A 19,685-nucleotide genomic window follows, 5' to 3' on the forward strand; every position below is an offset into this window, starting at 1 on the left:
CACCAGGGGGCCATTGGGACCCGCGGGATGAGAACGTACGATCGAAGGCGTGCAGCAAGCCTCGGTTTCCCCTTCCCGTCGCACCCGTCGCTCATCCACCATGGGTGGTATGCCGCTCAATGACATGCCGTGGTGGCGTTGGCGCGCCAACGTGCGCTCGGCGCTGCACATGCTCTCCGATCCCGTGTTCCACCAGGACACGTGGCTGGCCGGCCGGGAGGGGTACGGGGATGTGACCGACGCCGTCTACCGGCTCGTCGAGGACACCTGGCTGGACAGCTGGTCCGCGGAGAAGTACGTCGGCACGATCTTCCGTGACGCCAATGAGGCCGCCCTCGTCGACGCAGCCGTTCTCCGGGTGCTCCGGATCATGCACCAGGTGGGCGCGGACGCTCCGGTCTCCGCGTATCTGGAGCACCCCGGCTGGCCGGAAGCGGTACGGGCGGCGCGCGAGGCGCACGTACTCCTGGCGGCGAACGACGGCGAGGACCCGGAGGTCCCGCCTCGATCACTGGACGTGCTGCGGATCATGACGCGTACGGCGTGACCTGTACGGCATGACCCGTGCGGCGTGACCGGTACGGCATGACTTGCAGGGCGTGGCTTGCAGGGTGCGACCGGTACGGCGTGACGCCTGGGGGTCGATCCGTACGCGCGGTCTGGACGCGCGGTCTGGACGCGCGGTTCGGCTGTGGGGCCGGTGCGGGCGGCCCGTGCGGACGGTCCTCGACGGTGCCGTGTGAACGGTCCCGTGTGACCTCGGACACGCGAGGCGCAGGGTTCGGGTGTCCCGCGTGACGGACGGAATCCGCCGGGGAGCCGCCGGTGTGGCACCCTACGAGGATGACCGACCAGTACGTCCTGACGCTCTCCTGCCCGGACAAGCAGGGCATCGTGCATGCCGTGTCGAGCTACCTCTTCATCACTGGCTGCAATATCGAGGACAGCCAGCAGTTCGGGGACCAGGACACGGGTCTGTTCTTCATGAGGGTCCACTTCTCGGCCGAGGCGCCGGTGACCGTCGAGAAGCTGCGGGCCAGCTTCGCCGCCGTCGGCGACGCCTTCCAGATGGACTGGCAGATCCACCTCGCCGACGAGCCCATGCGGATCGTTCTCATGGTCAGCAAGTTCGGCCACTGCCTGAACGATCTTCTCTTCCGCTCCCGGATCGGCGCGCTGCCGGTCGAGATCGCGGCGGTCGTCTCCAACCACCGCGACTTCGCCGAGCTGGTCGCCTCGTACGACATCCCCTTCCAGCACATTCCGGTCACCCAGGAGAACAAGCCCGAGGCCGAGGCCCAGCTGCTGGAGCTGGTACGGGCGGAGAACGTCGAGCTGGTGGTGCTCGCCCGCTATATGCAGGTCCTCTCCGACGATCTGTGCAAGCAGCTCAGCGGCCGGATCATCAACATCCACCACTCCTTCCTCCCGAGCTTCAAGGGCGCGAAGCCCTACCACCAGGCCCACGCCCGTGGTGTGAAGCTGATCGGCGCGACCGCGCACTATGTGACGGCCGACCTCGACGAGGGCCCGATCATCGAGCAGGAGGTCGAGCGCGTCGGGCATGAGGTCACTCCCGAACAACTGGTCGCGGTCGGCCGCGATGTGGAGTGCCAGGCGCTGGCGCGCGCGGTGAAGTGGCATGCCGAGCACCGGATTCTGCTGAACGGCCGGCGTACCGTCGTCTTCACTTGATCAGGCGAGGTCGCAGCCGCGGTCGGGACTCCGGGCGGCGGCTGCGGTCGTGATCACGGGTACCGCCGCGTAGGCGGCCGCCGCCACAGGGGAGGCGACGGTCGGCGGCCGGCTTGGCCTGCACCCTGCATCCTGCTTGGTCAGGCCCTCGCATCCTGCTTCGTGCTCAGCGAGACCTTGCATCCTGCATCGTGCCCAGCGCGACCCCCGCATCCTGCATCGTGCTCGGCGAGGTTCCTGCATCGTGCCCAGCAAGACCCTCGCATCCTGCATCGTGTTCAGCGAGGCGCCCGCATCCTGCATCCTGGCCAGCAAGACCCCGCATCCTGCATCCTGCTCGGTGTGCCCCCTACATCCTGCCCAGGGAGGCCGCCGCGAACAGGACGTCCCTGATCGCCTCGCGGTCGCCGTCCTGGCCCGCCGCAGCCTCCTCCGGAGGCACATGCCCCGCCACGAGCTTGCAGAACTCCACGCTGTCGAGCGCGACTTGGGCCACCGTATGGCTCGGTGACCCGAGAGCGGCCGGGGAGTCGAGGGCGATGTACCAGTCGCCGCCGCCCGCGCCCTCCACCTCCAGGCGCACGGAGCGGCCCGGTGCCCCCGCCGCGACGAGTTCTCTGGCCGGGCCGGCGAGGCCCGAGCGCCTGCGTCCGGCGAGCGCCGCGGGCAGCAGCCGGGCCGCGAGGTCGATCATCCCGTGCAGATGGGAGCCGCGCGGCGGACCGTACGGATAGGCCACCGCGCCCGCGATGTCGTCGGCGTGGATCCAGCACTCGAAGGCGCGGTCGAGCAGGCAGTCCCGCAGCGGAAGGGCGAAGTCCCCGTACGACACCGGCAGGTCGGCGATGCCGCTGCCCGCGAAGGACACCGTCCGGATGAGGGTGTGGCTCTGGTCGCGCCATGGAGCGTGGACCCCGCGCCCGGCCGGGTGGTACTCCGCGCGCCAGAACTTCTCCGTACGCTCCGTCGGCACCCTGGGCGCGTCCCTGCCCAGCGGGTCGCCCAGCCCGAGCGCGTCGGCCACCAGCCCGTCCACCGTCATCAGATGGCCGATGACCCCGGCGACGGTCGTCTTCCGGTTCACCGCCTCCACGCCGTCGAACCACTTGAGCCGTACCGGCGCGTGCCACTCCGCGTCCCCGATGTCGCGCAGCAGCGCGTCGAGCCGGGCGGCCTCGGCATCGTACGGAGCAGCCCACTCCGGTACCGGTATCCGGGCGGGGCGACGGCCCAGACAGTTCTCCAGCACCCGGAAACGCAGCATCGGATCGAGATCCAGATCGCGTTCGGTGTGCAGCAGTTCGACCGCGCCGCGCAGCCGGAGGGCCTCGTCGGCGCAGGGGGCGCAGCCACCGAGGTGTTCCTCCATGGCCGCGGTCTCCTCGGGGGAACAGGCGGCCAGCGCCCAGGCGCCGAGCAGGGACTTGAGCACGCTGTGGGAGAGGCTTTCGGTGTTCGGCGGTTCGGGTGTTCCGTGCATATCGGCCTCGGCCGTTTCCGCGGGCGGTTCGTACGCGGCGTCCTTCCGGACTCCCGCGTCCTTCTGGGACTCTGCGTCTGTCTGGGAATCTGTATCCGTCGAGGCGTCTGTATCCGTCGGGGGGTCTGTATCCGTCTGGGACTCCGCGTCGGTCCGGGGCTCCGCGTGCCCCGGCGAATCGGTGTCCTTCCGTGGCTGCGGCACCGCCGCGTACCCCTGCCGGGGTACGAGGTCCGGTGGTACGAGGTCGTCCCCCGCCGCACGGGGGCCCGGTATGCGCGGAGCGCCCCGGACCTCCTCCGGCCCGTCGTCCTTCTGACGCCCGTTCACAGGGAGCGTCCGTAGCCGGGCGGGGACGAGCCCTCCACGGGGCGGGTGTGCGCGGTGGACAGCAGTTGCAGGCCGAGCCGTAGCCTGCGCCGGGCCTCGTCCTCGGTCACCCCGAGATCGACGGCGGTCTGCCGGTAGTCACGGCGCTGGAAGTACGCCAGTTCCAGCGCGGCGCGCAGGGGAGCGGGCATGGAGGTGACTATGTAGTCCGCGCGTGCCGCCGCCGCGGCCCGGCGCACCTTCTGCTCCAGCTCCTCCGTGGAGCCCTCGCCGCCGTCCGCGAGCGCCTCCGCTCCGGCCCGGCGCAGCCGCTGCACGGCGTGGTTGTTGGTCACCGTGGCGACCCAGGAGCGCAGGGAGCCCTGCTTCGGGTCGTACGCGCCGGGGTTCTCCCAGATGTACCCGAAGACCTCGCGGGTCACCCGGTCCGCCTCGCCGTCGTCGTCGAGCACCCGATGGGCCAGGCTGTGCACGAGCGAGGCGAACCGGTCGTACAGCTCACCGAGGGCGGCGGCCTCTCCCCGCGCGAGCCGCTGCTGCATCTTGCGGTCCCAGCGCGGCTGCGCGTCCTTTGCCATGAGACCCCCAAGCTGTCCCTGCGTAGTACTTCTGTGCCTGTCCGTACGTGTCTTCCCCTTGAATGTAATGCGCGCGGCGTCGAGCGCACGCCCCTTTGCTCCAAGTGCGCCCCCGAGGGAGGGGTGAGGTGGTAAAGGGCCCGGTGCGTCACCGTGATTCGAATCTGTGATCAGAGCTTCACCCTGTGTTTGTTTACGGTTTCGGCGGGGTCAATTGGCGGGTACTTGCACGCGTCAGCCTCGCGGGGTCGTACTCTCCCCGCATGGACAGCGCAGAGTACGAGCGCAAGATCGCGTCTCGTTTCGCCGCCTTCGATCAGGACGGCAACGGCTACATCGACCGTGAGGACTTCAGCGGGGCCGCCGCCGCGCTGCTCGCCGAGTTCTCCACGACGGCCCGCTCGGACAAGGGCCAGGCCCTGTACAGCGGCGCGGAGGCGTTCTGGCAGGGCATGGCGGGGATCGCCGACGTGGACGGCGATCAGCGCGTCAGCCGCCAGGAGTTCATCACCGGCGCGGTCAAGCGCCTCCGTGACAACCCCCAGCGCTTCGCCGAGATCGCCCGCCCCTTCCTCCACGCGGTGATCGCCATCGCCGACGAGGACGGGGCCGGAGTGACCACGTCCGCCGCGGAGCGCGTGCTGCGGGTCCTCGGCGTGCAGCCGGGAGCGGCGCGCGACGCCGTGGTCACGCTGGACGCGGACGCGGACGGCCGTATCGGCGAGGACGAGGTGTTGGCGGCGTTCGCCTCGTACTACGTGACGCCGGAGCAGCCGTAGCGGCTTTCGCCGCGGGGGCGGTCGGGGCCCCGAGCTTCGCGTGAGGGCGGGGGATTCCCCCCGTCCTCGCCCGTGCCTGTACGCGCCTTGGCGCCGTCGCGGAGTGCCTCGGCCCCTGTGCGCGAATGTTCGCGATTGTGCGTAGGTGAACGTCTGGATGTTTGGCGTCCGAACTCTGTCTTGCCGAGACCGCCCGCGCCTCTGATCATGCTCGGGTGGAGCATAACTGTGGCGACGAACCCGTCTGTCCTCAAGGACAGTTGACCGCCCTCAAGTACGTGATCGCGTTGCGCGGGTTACGTGACTGGTCCGGGCTCACCTACCGGCAGCTCGCCGAACGCGCGGAAGTGCACGGCGAGTCGCTCCCGCCGAGCACGCTCGCGGCCGCTCTGCACCGGGTCACCGTGCCCAGGGCGGAACTGGTCGCCGCGCTGGTGCGAGCGGTCGGTCTGGACGATGCGGCGGTCGACTGCTGGCTGCGGGCCAGGGAGAGAGCGCGGGAAGGCGCCGTCGAGGGCGGCTCGCCGCCGGAAGCGGACGCCGCGGAGACCGCGGACGCCGAGGAGCCCGGGCAGCCCGGGGAGGGCGCCGGGGCCACCTCCCCCGAGGAGGCGGCCGGGACTCCGGGTGCCGCCGGGGCCGCCCGGGCCATGGAGGCGCAGCCGGTCAGCGACGAGCCGGGCACGGGATCCCGGCGCGGGCGGACGGTGCTCATCGGCGGGGCGGCCGTGCTCGCCCTCTCCCTCGCCGTCGGCGTGGGCGTGAAGATCGGGGAGTCGACCTCGTCGCCGGGGGACGGGAACTCGTCGAAGGCCAAGGGCTCCGGCCGGCCGACTCCCCTGCCCGAGGAGGGGTGGCACCGCATGCGCCCCCAGCACGTCGCCAAGGCGGACCTGTGCGTAGGCGAGGGCCGTGAGCGCAACGGCCGGACCCGGCGGCCCCTGGCCGTACTGCGCCCGTGTGACGGCACGGTGCCCCGTACGTATCTGAAGCGGATCAGCGAGGGCGTGTATCAGATCCAGTGGCACCCCGCGAAGGAGAGCGTCGGCTGTCTGACCGTGGACGCCGCCTACAAGGTCGCCGGGGCGCTGCTCGCCCCCACGTACTGCACCGGCGTGTCCCACCAGCGTTTCGCCATCGAGCCCGCTCCCGGCGAGCCCGGCCGCGACGACGCGCGCACCTATCGGATCCGGCCCTTGCACTCGAATCTCTGCCTCGGGGTCCTCGGCGGGGAAGCCGACACCGGTGCCGGCGCGGAACTCGCCCAGGGCGAATGCGACGGCGGCACCGATGAGCACTTCGCCTTCGAGCCCAGCGGATAGGCGGGAACGGCGGAACAGTGGCTGCGGGCCAGTGCGAGCAGGAGTGAGGAGCGAAGGACGTGTGTGGCGAGCCCGCGTCCGAATGACGGACCAACTACTGCGTCGGAAACGTGTGTTGGTCGCGGATCCTTTACGCAGCTGCAAACGGCTGTGTGCTCAACTCACCTGCCATGCAAACCCCGTACACCAGTCGAGAACTTCACTCCTTCCGTCCTGCTCGCACCCGCCGCCTGCGGCGGGCTTTCAGGAGCGTGCTGGCAGGTGGCGTCGCGTTCGCGGCGCTCGCCGTCGTGGCGGAGCCGGCGCAGGCGATCAGCGGCGGTGAAGAAGCCCGGAAGCGGTATCCGTTCATGGCGTCGATCCAGGACCGCCAGGGCGAGCACTTCTGCGGCGGCACCCTGATCGGCTCGCGGTGGATTCTCACCGCCGAGCACTGCGTGACCGACCTCGAAACAGGTACGCCGAAGTCCCCGAAGGGCATGCAGGTGCGCGTGGGCACCAAGGACCGGACCAAGGGCGGCACGCTGCGCGACGTCCAGAAGATCCTCCTGCCGCCCGGCGCAGAGACCCGCGAAGTGGACCTGGCCCTGCTCAAGCTCGAGGCCCCCGTCCACGCACCGACCGCGAAACTGCCCAAGCAAGCGCCAAAGACGGGCGATGCCGTTCGTCTCCTGGGCTGGGGCGACCACAACCTGCCCGACAACCCGGACGGCCCCTGGCTGCCCTTCCCGAAGAAGCTGCGCCAGCTCGACACGGACATCGTCGACCGCACCCGTTGCCCCGGCCCCGGCGGCGACCTCGACCTCCCCACGCCGCAGGAACTGTGCGTGGCCTCACTCCCCGGCAAGCCCTGGCCCCAGACCGCCCGCGGAGGAGACTCCGGCGGACCGATCCTGGCCGAGCACAAAGGCAAGTGGACGGTACTCGGCGCACTCTCCCGCGGCGTCCACATGACCGAACACAACAACATCTACACCTCCACCCACGCCCACCGGAAGTGGATCACCGACACCATGCGGGGCACCGCGACCCCCTGAGTCGGACCAGGGCGACGGGGCCTGAGCAAACCGGACCGACCGACCTCCCCGTGCCGGGGTGCCGGGCCCCGAAGTCCTTCCCCGGACACCGGGACTTGGGGATCTGTGGCGCAGTCGTCAACGGCTGCGCGACAGATCCCCAAGACCGGGGATCCGCACAGCCGCGTGCTCGGAAACCCGCGGCCGGTCCGTCTCTCGTCGGTCGGACACGCATCGCCACGTCCGGTCATCCGATGGACGGATCTCGACTCTGCGCCGAGGGCGTACGCGCACGCGTACGAGACCACCCCGGCCGGGTGCCTGAAGGGCGCCCGGCACTACGTCTCCAGGAGGAGATTTGCGCAGTCACACAAGACATACGGGCGCGGCGGTCGTCGCCGCGGCCGCGGCGCTGGCCCTCGCCGCCGGTCTGGCCGGCCAGGCGTCGGCGGAGACCAATCCGGGCGACAGCGCGGACCGTTCCGCGTATGCGGACCGTTCCGGGCATGCGGATCGTTCCGGGCAGCCCGTCGCCAAGCACCGGATCACGCTGATCACGGGTGACCGGGTGACCGTGGACGCCAAGGGCCGGTTCGTCGCTCTGGAGCCTGCCAAGGGCCGCGAGAAGATACCCGTCCACATCAGCAAGGCCGCGGGTCGTACGCTGGTGATCCCCGCGGACGCGGCCCGGCTGCTCGCGGACGGCACCCTCGACCAGCGGCTGTTCGACATCACCGAGTTGAGCAAGTCCGCGAACCTCAAGGCCCAGAAGAACGGCCCCAAGGTGATCATCGGCTACCGCGGCACCGCCGCCACGGCCAAGGCAGAGGTCCGTGGCGCGGGTACCGTGAGCCGTACCCTGAAGTCGCTGAACGCGCAGGCGGTGCAGGCCCCGAAGAACGACGCCACCGATCTGTGGAACGCGCTGACCAACGGCGACCGGGCCGCCTCGGGCATCGCCCGTATCTGGCTCGACGGCGTCCGCAAGGTCACTCTCGAAAAGTCCGTGCCGCAGATCGGCGCCCCCAAGGCATGGGCCTCGAACTACGACGGCAAGGGCGTCAAGATCGCCGTTCTGGACTCCGGTGTCGACAGCACCCACCCCGACCTGAAGGACCAGGTCGTCGCGTCCAAGAACTTCACGGGCGACCCCGACGCCGAGGACAGGATCGGACACGGCACCCATGTCGCGTCCACCGCGGCAGGCACTGGTGCCCAGTCCGGCGGCAAGCACAAGGGCGTCGCGCCCGGTGCGAAGATCCTCAACGGCAAGGTCTTCGGTTCCTCCGGCGGGGGCGACGAGTCCACCATCATCGCCGCCATGGACTGGGCGGCCGAGCAGGGCGCCGGCGTCGTCAACCTCAGCCTGGGCGGCAGCGACACTGTGGGCGTCGACCCGTTGGAGGCGGCGGTCAACCGGCTCTCAGCGGAGAAGAACATCCTCTTCGCCGTCTCGTCGGGCAACGACGGCCCGAACAGCGTGGGTTCGCCCGGCACCGCGGACGCCGCTCTCACCGTCGGCGCCGTGGACCATCAGGACCGGCTGGCACCCTTCTCCAGCGGCGGCCCGCGCATCGGTGACGGCGCCATCAAGCCGGACGTCACCGCACCCGGCGTGGGGATCACCGCCGCGGCCTCCAAGGGCAGCGCCGACCAGAGCCCGCCCGGCTACGTGGGCATGAGCGGTACGTCGATGTCGGCCCCGCATGCCGCCGGCGCCGCCGCCATCCTCAGGCAGCGGCACCCGGACTGGACGTACGCCCAGATCAAGAGCGCGATCGCCGGCTCCGCCAAGGGCGGCGACTACACCGCGTTGGAGCAGGGCTCGGGCCGGATCCAGGTCGACCAGGCCGTCAAACAGTCCGTGGTCGCGGAACCGGTCTCGGTGAACTTCGGCACCCAGCAGTGGCCGCACACCGACGACAAGCCGGTCACCCGGCAGGTGACGTACCGCAACCTCGGCACCAAGCCCGTCACTCTCTCGCTGTCGGCCACCGCCGTCGACCCCCAGGGCCGGCCGGCCCCGGCCGGCTTCTTCAAGCTGGACGCGGACAAGGTGACCGTACCGGCGGGCGGTACCGCCTCCGTCGGCCTCACCGCCGACACCAGGCTCGGAGGCACGGTGGAGGGTGCCTACTCCGGCTTCGTCACGGCGACGGACGGCGAGCAGAGCGTGCGCACGGCCGCCGTGGTGAACCGCGAACCGGAGTCGCACGACGTCACCTTCCGTTACCTCGGCCGCGACGGCAAGGGTGCCAAGGCCCACTTCGGCTACCTGCTGGGCAGGAGCGAGGGCGTCGCCGGGAAGTACATCGAGGCATCGGCCGCGGACTCCAGCACCGTCACGATCCGGGTGCCGAAAGGCAGTTACGCCCTGAACTCCTGGGTGCTCGAAGACGCGCTGAATGTGGACAAGGGGTCCGACTGGGTGGCCCAGCCGAAGCTGGACATCACCAAGGACACCACGGTCACCGTGGACGCCCGTACCGCCAAGCCGGTCTCCGTGACCGTCCCGGACCGGGCGGCCACGCTGGAACACGCGATCGTCGGCTACGACGTCAAGACGGGTAACAGCACACAATTCCTCGGCGCGTGGCTCAATTCGCTCGCCAACGTCCGCTCCGCACACCTCGGCCCGCGGACCACCGACGGCTCGCTGCGTCAGCAGTGGGACTCGCACTGGGCCGGCGACCGGGGCAAGCAGTACTCCATCACCGCGGGCGGGCCCGTCAAGCAGTTGGCCACCGGCTACACCAAGCACTACAAGACCGGTGATTTCGCCACCGTCACCGTGCGCGCAGGCACCTCGGCCACCGGCCGGCAGGGTGCGGTCAACGCCGTCGGCTGGCTGCCCGGTACCGAGATGCCCTGGCCGAGCTACCCCGAGGAGCCGAACCTGCCCGCCACCCGGACTCTGTATCTGTCCACAGCGGACGGGGTGAAGTGGGACCTGAACTTCGCCCAGTTCAGCGGGCAGGGCATCGGCATGGTCACGGAGGCCGAGTACAGCGTCGACCGCAAGACGTCCTTCAAGGCGGGAAAGAAGTACTCCAGGACCGTCAACCGGGCGGTCTTCGGCCCGGCCCTGACCGACGGCTCCGGCCTGTTCCGCACGGGTGACGAGATCAGCGGCTCGCTGCCGCTGTTCGCCGACGCCCAGCGCAACCCGGGCCGGTCCCTGTTCACCTCGGTGAACACGACCCTGTACCGCAACGGCACCAAGATCGGCACCAACCAGGATCCGCTGCAGGGCCAGGAGGTCTTCAAGGTCCCCGCCGGCAAGGCCGAGTACCGCCTGACCACCTCGGTCAAGCGGAGCCCCGAGGTCGCCGCCGCGTCCACCCGGATCGACGCGAGCTGGACCTTCCGCTCCCAGCACGCCGCCCAGGAGACCCGGCTCCCGGCCTCCGTGGTCCGCTTCAACGCGGACACCGACCTGAACAGCCGTGTCCCGGCCGGCCGGAAGGCCACCGTCCCGGTCGTGGTCGAGGGCGCCGCCAAGGGCCGCAACCTCAAGTCGCTGTCGGTGTACGTCTCGTACGACCAGGGCAAGTCCTGGAAGAAGCACGAGGTCAAGGACGGCAGGATCACCGTGAAGAACCCGGCGAAGGGGAAGTCGATCTCGTACCGCGCGGTGGTCGTCGACAAGCAGAACAACACGTCGACGGTCTCGATCCACAACGCGTACTACGGGAAGTAGCCGCACAATTGCGTGACCACGACCGCGTGATCGCAGGACCGCGTGATCGCAGGACTGCGTGACCGCGTGACCGCGTGACCGCGGCGCCTCGGCCGGTGCCGGCACACCATGCCGGCACCGGCACCCCCCACGGCTGTCGGTGAAGTCCCGCCCACAGCCGCCGTATCCGACGACGCGTGACATGGAAGGATGACCGGGTGAGCCCCACCGCCATCACGGAGACCCGCGGCCTGACGCCGCATCGCGTGGCCGTCCTGGGCCATGACGGCGTCGGCGCGTTCGAGGTGGCCCTGGCGGTGCAGGCATTCGCCTCGGCGAACGACCACGCCGGCGCCGTCCTGTACGACGTGGCCGTGGTGGGGCCCGAGCGGTCCGTCATCACGAAGACCGGGTACGCGACGAGCTTCAGTCTGTTCCCCGACCGCCCGCTGTCCTGGGCGGAGTCGGCGCACACCCTGGTCGTACCCGCGTATCCCGGACACCTGGATCCGACGGCTTCCCTCGCTGCCACGATCCTGCGCGCGCGGGCGGCGGGCGCCCGTGTCGTGTCGCTGTGCCTCGGCACCTTTTTAGTCGCCGCGACGGGCCTGCTCGACGGTCTCCAGGCGACGACGCACTGGCACTGGGCGGACCAACTCGCGGTGCGCTACCCGATGGTGCAGGTCCAACCCGAGCACCTCTTCGTCGAGGACGGGGGGATCTACTCATCGGGGGGCGGCACGGCGGGCCTGGACCTCGCGCTGCATCTCATCGAGCGGGACCACGGATCCGCGCTCGCGGCGGAGATCGCGCGCTTCATGGTGGTTCCGCTCCGCCGTGACGGCGACCAGTCGCAGTACGCGCGATGGGAGGGCCCCGGGCGGTCGCGCTCCCTGCAGGACACCCTGCGATGGGCGGAGGAGCATCCCCACGAGGCGCTCACGCTGACCGATCTGGCCCGGCACGCCTCCATGAGTACGCGCACCTTCTCCAGAAGAGTCCGCGACACGGTCGGTATCTCCCCCATGGACTGGCTCCAGCGCACCAAGGTGCGCCGGGCGCAGGAACTGCTGCAGCGCACCACCTGGACGGTCAACCGGATCGCCGAAGCGAGCGGCTTCGGGTCGGAGGCGGCGATGCGCTACCACTTCTCCAGGGTCACGAACGTCTCGCCGGGCCGGTATCGCCGGACGTACGGCCCGGCGCGGGGGCAGCGACCGAAGGGGACCACCGTGGCGTGATGTTCAACTTCAACGGCCGTTTCTGAGTGGTTCCCGGCGCAGTGGCGCGCTGAGCATGGTGATCATGGACGTACACCAGCACATAGAACAGTCGGGCACGGTCCGGATCGGCGACCGGACGGTGCATCGCATGTCCTTCGGCGCCATGCGCCTCGCCGACGCGGATATCTGGGGGCCGCCCGCGGACCGTGACAACGCTGTCCGGGTCGCGCGCCGCGCGGTCGAACTCGGCGTCGATCACATCGACACCGCCGACTGCTACGCCTTCGGCGTGACCGAGGAGATCCTGCGCGAGGCGCTGCACCCCTACCCCGACGACCTGCTGATCGCGACGAAGGCGGGCCAGACGCACATACGGCCGCGAGAGTGGGCGCCGGTGGGGCGCCCCTCGTACCTCCGCCAACAGTGCGAGGCGAGCCTGCGCCGCCTGGGCGTGGACCGGATCGGGCTGTTCTACCTCCACCGCATCGACCCGCAGGTGCCGTTCGAGGACCAGATCGGTGTGATGAGGGAGCTCCAGGAGGAGGGCAAGATCGCGCACTTCGGACTGTCGAGCGTCACCGTCGAGGAGATCGAGTCCGCTCGGGCGATCATCGACGTCGCAGCCGTGCAGAACATCTTCAGCGTCGCCGCCCGCATCGGCGAGGAGGTCGTCGGTTACTGCGAACGAGAGGGCATTCCGTTCGTCTCGTGGTTTCCCATCCTGAGCGGTGCCCTGGCGGCGCCCGGCGGTGTGATCGCCGAGGTGGCGACGGAGACGGAGTCGACGCCGGCGCAGGTCGCTCTGGCATGGCTGCTGGCCCGGTCGAAGATGATATGTCCCATCCCCGGAACGTCCTCGGTCGCGCATCTCGAGGAGAACGTCGCGGCGTCCGCGCTACGACTGACCGACGATCAGCTCGCCCGGCTTGCCGGGGCGCAGTTGCCCGAAGAGCAGCTCGCGCAGTTCCTCGCGTTGGGCACAGCCGACGAATAGCGACTCGGCGGCGATGCCCGCCGACGGTGACCGCGTCGCCGCCTCTCGCTGCCCGCCCCCCGCCACCCGCTGCCCGCCGTTCCGTCCTGCTCCGTCCCGCCCAGCCCCGTCCCGTATGCCTCGGGCTTTCGCGAGCGGGGTGACCCGAACGGGCGTACTGTCGATTTATGTGCTGATGCGGACTTGATGAGCAGCTGGGCTGCTGCCCTCTGAGAGCGGCGGTGCTCCGCTTCGTGAGTGGCGCGAGTGGCGTCAGTGCCGTCAGTGCCGTAGTCGGCATCAGTGGCGGGACGGCCAGTTGGTCACCACAGGCACATATCGCGTTCCGCATACCGCGTTCCGCATACCGCATGCGCAGTCGTACGGAGACGAGACGTGACGGCTGCGGCAACGGGCTTCGGCCGGTCGTTCCGAGGACCCCGCACAGCCCCGTCATCTTCAGCACTCCCGCATCGCGCGTCTCGCAGGTTCAGTCCGGCCACAAGTTCATTTCGGCCAAGGGGGGAATCTCCGCAGTCTCTCCTGGAGGAGCCATGCCGCACAAAGACAAGCGATCCAACGGCAGCGCGCGGGCGAAGCAGCCGGGCCAGGCAGCGGGCATGCCCGTACCTCCCACTCCCGGCACACCCGCCCGGCCGTCGGCCACGGGGTCGGCGGGGATGCCGGTTCCCGGAATGAACGCGGCCGGCAGCCCCGCGGGAGGGCAGATGCCGATGCCCGGTATGAAGCCGGCGTCGGCGGCCGGCAGGCCGGGCGAGATGCCGGTGCCGGGCGTGAAGGCGCCGTCGGCGTCCGGGAAAGGCGCGATGCCGATCCCGGGGCACGGCATGGCCGGCGGGCAGGAACCGGCGGGGCGAGCGCCGCGGCACGGCGGCTCCCCGGGCGGTGGCCGGCAGTCACCGCCGAGCGACGGCCACACCCCACCGCCTCGCTTCGGCGGGCCCGGAGGCATCATGCCGAGCGGTCCGTCGTACGAGCCGGGCGTCGTGGAGGTGGAGTTCCGCGGGGGCGTCGCGCCGTCCGTCACACCGGCCGGGAAGGCCATGCCCGCCGAGATCCGCAGCGCGACCGAGGAACCGCTCACCGAGTTCAACCGCATCCTCGCGGAGAACAACCTCGTCAAGGCCGAGCCGACGTTCCTGATCACCCCGGAGGAAGCCACCGTGGTCCAGGCGTCCGCGGTCGCCGAGGGGCACGAGGCTCCGAACCTGGCCGAGTTCGTCACTCTCCACTTCGCCGACGACGCGGACACCGTCGGGATCGCGGAGCGTCTCGGCACCCTGCCCGAGGTGGAGCGGGCGATCGCGGTCCCCGCGGCGCTGCCGCCGACCGTCACCGCCGAACGCCCCGCGCCCGGCGGCCCGGCGGTGCTCGCCCCGGCGGGTCCGCTGTCGGAACCGCTGGTCGGTACGGGCGGAACCGTGGTGGTGGACACCGCCACCGGTCTGGAGAACCAGTGGTACGTCTTCCGCTGCGGAGTGAACCAGGCATGGGGCAGGTCCACCGGCCGCGGAGTGGTCATCGCGGACGTCGACTGGGGTTACCGGACGTCCCATCAGGACCTCGCCCCCAACATCACCAACGTGTTCAACGCCTTCGACGGCACCACCGACGTCACGCACGGTGCAGCCGTCTTCCACGGAACCGGCGTCATGGGACTGGCCGGGGCCGCCGTCAACGGCGTCGGCATGGCGGGCGTCGCGGACGCCTCCTCCCTCTGGGCGGTGCAGGCGGATTCCGGAACCGGTACGGATCTCGGCGGCAACGCCTGGGCACGGGGCATCGACTGGGTGCGCACCACCGACAGCGGCGGCCGGCGCAAGGTCGTGATCCTCGAGGTCCAGACGGGGTCGTACGGGAACTACGAGTACGTGCCGTCGGTCAACGCGGCCATCAGAACGGCGATCGCCGCCGGTGTCGTCGTCTGCGTGGCGGCCGGCAACGGCGACCGGGACGCCGGGATCGGCGACGACGGACAGCCGATACCGGCGACCGGCTCGGTCCTCGTCGGCGCGACGGCCTATGACGCCACGGTCAACAAGCGCGCGTGGTTCAGCAATTACGGCCCCCGGATCGTCGTGTCCGCGCCCGGCGACGGCTCGCACGACGTGACCTGCGACAGCGGTGCCGACTCCGCGTACCGCAACGACTTCGGCGGAACGTCGGGTGCCACGCCGAAGGTCGCCGGCGCCGTCGCCCTGATGCTGGCCGCGAACCCGAATCTCAGCCACGCCGAGGTGCGCGGACTGCTCAGCGCCACCGGAACCGCCCTCACCCCGGACCCCGGCAAGGAGATCGGTACGTTCCTCAACGTCGGCGCGGCCGTACGGGAGGCGTCCGAGCGCGCGGTCAGCCGTCTGGAGGTCCTGGCCCGTGGCGGGGACCAGGCCCTGTGGCATATGTGGCAGACCGCCCCCAACAACGGCTGGTCGGGGTGGGAGTCCCTGGGCGGCTGGATCGACCTGCTCACGTACAGCCGCAACGCCGACGGCCGTCTGGAGGTCTTCGCCCGTGGCGGTGACCAGGCCGTCTGGCACAAGTGGCAGACAGCGCCGAACAACGGCTGGTCCGACTGGGAGTCCCTCGGCGGCTGGATCGACAACCTCAAGGTCGCCCAGAATCTCGACGGCCGCATGGAGATCTTCGCCCGTGGGGCCGACGGCGGCCTGTGGCACATGTGGCAGACCGCGCCGAGCAACGGCTGGTCGGGGTGGGAGTCCCTGGGCGGCTGGATCGACGAACTGGACGTCAACCAGAACAACGACGGCCGACTGGAGGTCTTCGCCCGTGGCGGTGACCAGGCCGTATGGCACAAGTGGCAGACCACGCCGGGCGGCGGCTGGTCCGGCTGGGAATCCCTCGGCGGCTGGATCGACCGGCTCTCGACGGCCCGCAACTTCGACGGCCGGTTGGAGATCTTCGCCCGTGGGGCCGATGGCGCGCTGTGGCATATGTGGCAGACCGCGCCGAGTAACGGTTGGTCGGGTTGGGAGTCGCTGGGTGGCTGGATCGACCTGCTCACCTGCGGCCGCAACGCCGATGGCCGGTTGGAGATCTTCGCCCGTGGCGGTGACCAGGCCGTATGGCATATGTGGCAGACAGCGCCGAGTAACGGCTGGTCGAGCTGGGAGACGCTCGGCGGCTGGATCGATGAACTGGACGTGAGCCAGAACAACGACGGCCGGTTGGAGATCTTCGCCCGTGGGGCCGATGGCGCGCTGTGGCATATGTGGCAGACCGCGCCGAGCAATGGCTGGTCGGGGTGGGAGTCGCTGGGCGGCTGGATCGACCGTCTGGCCGTCGCCCAGAACGCGCCCTGAGTGGTGCAGTCGCCTATCAGGCGCGTTGAGCAGCGATGATCCGCGCGACGCGGTGACTCGTGAGGAGAGGGTACGGGGTTCCGGTCGGCGTCGGCGGACGGCGCCGACCGGAGCGAGGGCCGTCCGGCCGTCCCCCGCGGTGACTCGCCGCGGGGGACGGCCGGCGCGTCACCAGGCGGGGCGGATGGGGCCCTGTGGCGCGAGCCGGGCGAGGTCGGCGACGAGTTCCCTGAAGCGTTCCTCGCCGAGTCGCCGCTGCCAGGGCGCGACGGCGGCGCGTGCGGCCCGGTCGGCGGGGTCCGCACACGGGTCGGCCTCAGCGCCGAACCGGCCGACGGCACCACCTTCACACCGCCTTGGGCCAACCAGAGCACAGCACGGTAGGCACGCGCCCAGGTCGGGGCATGAGCAGAGGGAAGAACGGCACCATGGGTTCCCGGCTGGAGAGAAGCACGAGGCGTACGGCAGGCGCGAGGAGCTGGAAGCGCAGGAGTAGCAGGAGTAGCAGGAGCGGCAGGAGCAGCACGGGAATCAGCTCGCCGGCGGCTTGTCGTACAGAACCCGACCCGTCACCCGACCTGACCCGAACCCGACACCCGACCCGAAGGAGATCCGTATGTCCGCGACCCCGCTGACCGGAGCCGAACTCGACCAGGCCCTCGCCGGCCTGGCCGGCTGGGCCGTCGAGGACGGCAGCCTGACCGCGTCCTTCAAGGCCGCCCGCGCACGGCTGCCCGGACTGTACGCGGCCGTCGCCGCCGCCGAGGACGCCGCCAACCACCATGCGGACATCCGGATCTTCTACCGGACGGTCAGCTTCGCCCTCAACACCCATGACGCGGGGGGCGCGATCACCGCCCGCGACACGGCTCTCGCCGCCCGGATCACCGGCCTGGCCGCCGAACACGGCGCTGAGCAGGCCGGTCGCTGAACCACGGGTGCGGCTGCGGCTGCGGGTACGGTTCCGGTCCGCGCCGACCGGACCCCGGCACGGCAACAGATGACCGCCGACCGGGTCCGGTTCCCTGGACATTCGCGACCGAGGCCGTGCCGCGCCGCGCCGGGCGGCGAACCGGACCTCCCGGCGCCCCCGTGGTCGTCCTCGCCGCCAGCCGTCGCCGCCAGCCGTCGCCGACGGCCGTCGCTGTCAGGCGTCGCTTTCAGCCGTCGCTGTCAGGCGTCGTCGCCGGGAATCACCAGCCCGGACTCGTACGCCACGATCACCGCCTGGGTCCTGTTCTGCGCGCCCAGCTTCATCAGCACATTGCTCACATGCGTCTTGACCGTCTCCAGGCTGACCACCAGCCGGCCCGCGATCTCCGGATTGGACAGGCCCTTCGCCATCAGCCGCAGTGTCTCCGTCTCACGGCCGGTGAGCGGGAGGAGGGGCGACCGGCCGGGCGGGACGGGAGCGGGGCGGGCCGTGGCCAGGCGGCGGATCGCTTCGGGGAAGAGGAGGGAGTCGGCCGTGGCGACCAGATGGACCCCTCGGGCGATCCGGTCGGCGGGGGTGCGTTTGAGGACGAAGCCGTCCGCCCCCGCGCGCAGCGCCTCGTACACGTGATCGTCGCTCTCGAAGGTGGTGATGACCACGACCTTGGGCGGATCGTCGAGGGCCGCCCGCAGCCGCCGGGTGGCCTCGATGCCGTCCATGCCGGGCATGCGTACGTCCATGAGCACCACATCCGGCCGCAGCCGCGACACCAGCGGCAGCACCTCCGTGCCGTCGGCCGCCTCGCCCACCACGTCGAGATAGGGCTTGGCCGACAGCAGGGTCCGCAGGCCGGTGCGGGTCAGTTCCTCGTCGTCGGCGATGAGCACGGTCACGGGCGGCGGCGGGGTGTTCACGGTGACGACCGTAGCGGTATGCGCGCCGCCAGCCTCCACCGTCCGTCGGGGGCGGGACCGGCGGTGACTTCGCCGTTCAGGAGACGGACTCGCTCGCCGACGCCGGTGAGGCCGTAGCCTTCCCGGCCGGAGCGGCCCGGATCGTGGCCGTCCGGGATCGGATCGCGGCCGTCCGCCGCCGGGTCGCGGCTGTCCGGGATGGGGTTGCCGCCGTCCGTGACGCGGCCCGTGCCGTCCGGGATCGGGTTGGTCAGCTCGGCCTCCAGCCAGTCGCCGGTCACGGTCAGACGCAGGGTGACGGGCTCCTGGCGGGCGTGGCGGAGGGCGTTGGTGAGGCCCTCCTGGATGATCCGGTACGTCTCACGGGACACGGCTGCGGGCACCCGGTCCGTATCGCCGACGATGTCCGCGCGCAGCTCGGTTCCGGCGCGCCGGACACGTTCCAGCAGCGCGGGCAGACCGGCCAGCGTCGGCAGACGGGTGGCCGGACCAGGCGCCTCGGCCGACGGCGCGTCAGCCGGCATCGGCCGATGCACCGTCGACGGGAACGCGTCGGCCGGCGCGGGGTGGCCGGCCGAGGGGAGCCGGACCGCCGCGGGGGCCGCGGCCCCGCCCTGGCGGAGCACCCCGAGGACGCGGTCGAGATCGTCCAGCGCGCTGCGCGAGGCTTCCTCGATGCTGCTGAGCGCGCGCCGGGCGCTCTCGGGGTCCGTCTCCATCAGCTCACTCGCCACCGCGGCCTGGATGGTGGAGGCCGTGAGGGTGTGGCCGATGGAGTCGTGCAGCTCCTGCGCGAGCCGGTTGCTCTCCGCCAGTACCCGCATACGCTCTTCGAGCGCCGCCACGCGCTCCGCACGCCCCGGCCCGAGCAGCACCGGCGCGAGCCGCCGGAAGAGGGCCGTGGCGGCAGCGGCCGTCGCCGCCGCCGCGACGAGCGAGGCGATGGCGAGCAGGACGGCCCAGCTCCCGCGCCAGCCGGCTCTCACATCGGCCGTCACCGTGAGGAGCTGGACGCGGTCCCCGCCGCCCAGCCACACCGCGGTCATCGTCGCCGCCGTCGCGGCCAGCAGTCCCCCCACGGCCGTGACCAGCCAGCCGAGGACGGAGTGCAGCAGCAGCCACGCCGCACCGCGCCACCGGTCGGGCCGGCCGGGCCCCGGCCCCGTCACCGGTGACGGCAGGGCGGTGCCGAGCAAGGAGTTGGCCAGCCGCACACCGCGCGCCCGGACGGGCCTCAGCAGGCCGATGACCAGGATCGACGATACGAACAGCACGGCGACGGCCGCCGAGCGCGGCCCGGCCGGCCAGTCCCGTGTCAGCCCGCCCGTCAGGATGACCGCCGCCATCAGCGGCGGCAGACCGAAAGCCGCGCCGACGACCGCGTAACCACCACCGCGCCAAGTGGCCCCGCTCAGCAGCGC

The 19,685-nt window shown here is 71.0% G+C and carries 14 protein-coding genes; 10 read left to right on the forward strand and 4 right to left on the reverse strand.

All coding sequences use genetic code 11. The annotated features are described in order from the left end of the window. The first annotated feature begins 100 nt into the window (after positions 1 to 100). A complete protein-coding gene (locus ACWEFL_RS14945) occupies positions 101 to 547 on the forward strand; it encodes an SCO4402 family protein (protein ID WP_451711817.1) in 447 nt (148 codons plus the stop codon). A gap of 296 nt (positions 548 to 843) precedes the next feature. Beyond that, a complete protein-coding gene (gene purU, locus ACWEFL_RS14950) occupies positions 844 to 1,695 on the forward strand; it encodes a formyltetrahydrofolate deformylase (protein ID WP_451711820.1) in 852 nt (283 codons plus the stop codon). Positions 1,696 to 2,044: 349 nt separating this feature from the next. On the opposite strand, the gene ACWEFL_RS14955 is transcribed toward purU, so the two are convergent. Together ACWEFL_RS14955 and ACWEFL_RS14960 are read right to left on the reverse strand one after the other, a co-directional pair. Continuing rightward, on the reverse strand, positions 2,045 to 3,505 hold the full coding sequence (locus ACWEFL_RS14955; RefSeq protein ID WP_451711823.1) for a zf-HC2 domain-containing protein: 1,461 nt from the start codon (positions 3,503 to 3,505) through the stop codon (positions 2,045 to 2,047). Beyond that, positions 3,502 to 4,083, reverse strand: a complete 582-nt coding sequence (locus ACWEFL_RS14960) for a sigma-70 family RNA polymerase sigma factor (RefSeq protein ID WP_451711826.1) — start codon at positions 4,081 to 4,083, stop codon at positions 3,502 to 3,504. The genes ACWEFL_RS14955 and ACWEFL_RS14960 overlap by 4 nt, the downstream gene beginning before the upstream one ends. A gap of 263 nt (positions 4,084 to 4,346) precedes the next feature. Here ACWEFL_RS14960 and ACWEFL_RS14965 point away from each other — a divergent pair, with 263 nt between their 5' ends. From ACWEFL_RS14965 to ACWEFL_RS15000, 8 genes are all read left to right on the forward strand, one after another. Further along, complete coding sequence (locus tag ACWEFL_RS14965; protein WP_451711827.1) at positions 4,347 to 4,862, forward strand: EF-hand domain-containing protein; 516 nt, start codon at positions 4,347 to 4,349, stop codon at positions 4,860 to 4,862. 260 nt (positions 4,863 to 5,122) lie between these two features. Continuing rightward, entirely contained in the window at positions 5,123 to 6,184 is a 1,062-nt protein-coding gene (locus tag ACWEFL_RS14970; protein ID WP_451711830.1) for a helix-turn-helix domain-containing protein, read from the forward strand. Positions 6,185 to 6,435: 251 nt separating this feature from the next. Further along, the gene (locus ACWEFL_RS14975; RefSeq protein ID WP_451711833.1) at positions 6,436 to 7,221 is read left to right on the forward strand and encodes a S1 family peptidase; all 786 of its coding nucleotides are present in this window, start codon (positions 6,436 to 6,438) and stop codon (positions 7,219 to 7,221) included. 337 nt (positions 7,222 to 7,558) lie between these two features. Then, the gene (locus ACWEFL_RS14980; RefSeq protein WP_451711836.1) at positions 7,559 to 10,900 is read left to right on the forward strand and encodes a S8 family peptidase; all 3,342 of its coding nucleotides are present in this window, start codon (positions 7,559 to 7,561) and stop codon (positions 10,898 to 10,900) included. Between the two features lie 197 nt (positions 10,901 to 11,097). Beyond that, entirely contained in the window at positions 11,098 to 12,120 is a 1,023-nt protein-coding gene (locus tag ACWEFL_RS14985; protein WP_451711838.1) for a GlxA family transcriptional regulator, read from the forward strand. Positions 12,121 to 12,184: 64 nt separating this feature from the next. Further along, positions 12,185 to 13,096, forward strand: coding sequence for an aldo/keto reductase (locus tag ACWEFL_RS14990; protein ID WP_451711841.1), 912 nt, complete (start codon positions 12,185 to 12,187; stop codon positions 13,094 to 13,096). Positions 13,097 to 14,049: 953 nt separating this feature from the next. After that, entirely contained in the window at positions 14,050 to 16,416 is a 2,367-nt protein-coding gene (locus ACWEFL_RS14995; RefSeq protein WP_451711844.1) for a S8 family serine peptidase, read from the forward strand. Between the two features lie 616 nt (positions 16,417 to 17,032). Next, complete coding sequence (locus tag ACWEFL_RS15000; RefSeq protein ID WP_451711847.1) at positions 17,033 to 17,347, forward strand: 4a-hydroxytetrahydrobiopterin dehydratase; 315 nt, start codon at positions 17,033 to 17,035, stop codon at positions 17,345 to 17,347. A 242-nt stretch (positions 17,348 to 17,589) separates the two neighbouring features. Here ACWEFL_RS15000 and ACWEFL_RS15005 read toward each other — a convergent pair whose 3' ends face one another. Further along, on the reverse strand, positions 17,590 to 18,264 hold the full coding sequence (locus tag ACWEFL_RS15005; protein ID WP_451711850.1) for a response regulator: 675 nt from the start codon (positions 18,262 to 18,264) through the stop codon (positions 17,590 to 17,592). Then, positions 18,261 to 19,610, reverse strand: a complete 1,350-nt coding sequence (locus ACWEFL_RS15010) for a sensor histidine kinase (RefSeq protein WP_451711853.1) — start codon at positions 19,608 to 19,610, stop codon at positions 18,261 to 18,263. The genes ACWEFL_RS15005 and ACWEFL_RS15010 overlap by 4 nt, the downstream gene beginning before the upstream one ends. Positions 19,611 to 19,685: the final 75 nt, after the last annotated feature.

The sequence above is a fragment of the Streptomyces sp. NPDC004838 genome (assembly GCF_053600955.1).

Excerpts from the sequence above, each read along its gene's own strand:
- ACWEFL_RS14945 (WP_451711817.1), top strand. The coding sequence starts at position 101 with ATGGGTGGTATGCCGCTCAATGACATGCCGTGGTGGCGTTGGCGCGCC.
- purU (WP_451711820.1), top strand. The coding sequence starts at position 844 with ATGACCGACCAGTACGTCCTGACGCTCTCCTGCCCGGACAAGCAGGGC.
- ACWEFL_RS14960 (WP_451711826.1), bottom strand. The coding sequence starts at position 4,083 with ATGGCAAAGGACGCGCAGCCGCGCTGGGACCGCAAGATGCAGCAGCGG.
- ACWEFL_RS14965 (WP_451711827.1), top strand. The coding sequence starts at position 4,347 with ATGGACAGCGCAGAGTACGAGCGCAAGATCGCGTCTCGTTTCGCCGCC.
- ACWEFL_RS14990 (WP_451711841.1), top strand. The coding sequence starts at position 12,185 with ATGGACGTACACCAGCACATAGAACAGTCGGGCACGGTCCGGATCGGC.
- ACWEFL_RS14995 (WP_451711844.1), top strand. The coding sequence starts at position 14,050 with ATGCCGAGCGGTCCGTCGTACGAGCCGGGCGTCGTGGAGGTGGAGTTC.
- ACWEFL_RS15000 (WP_451711847.1), top strand. The coding sequence starts at position 17,033 with ATGTCCGCGACCCCGCTGACCGGAGCCGAACTCGACCAGGCCCTCGCC.
- ACWEFL_RS15010 (WP_451711853.1), bottom strand. The coding sequence starts at position 19,610 with ATGGCGGCGGTCATCCTGACGGGCGGGCTGACACGGGACTGGCCGGCC.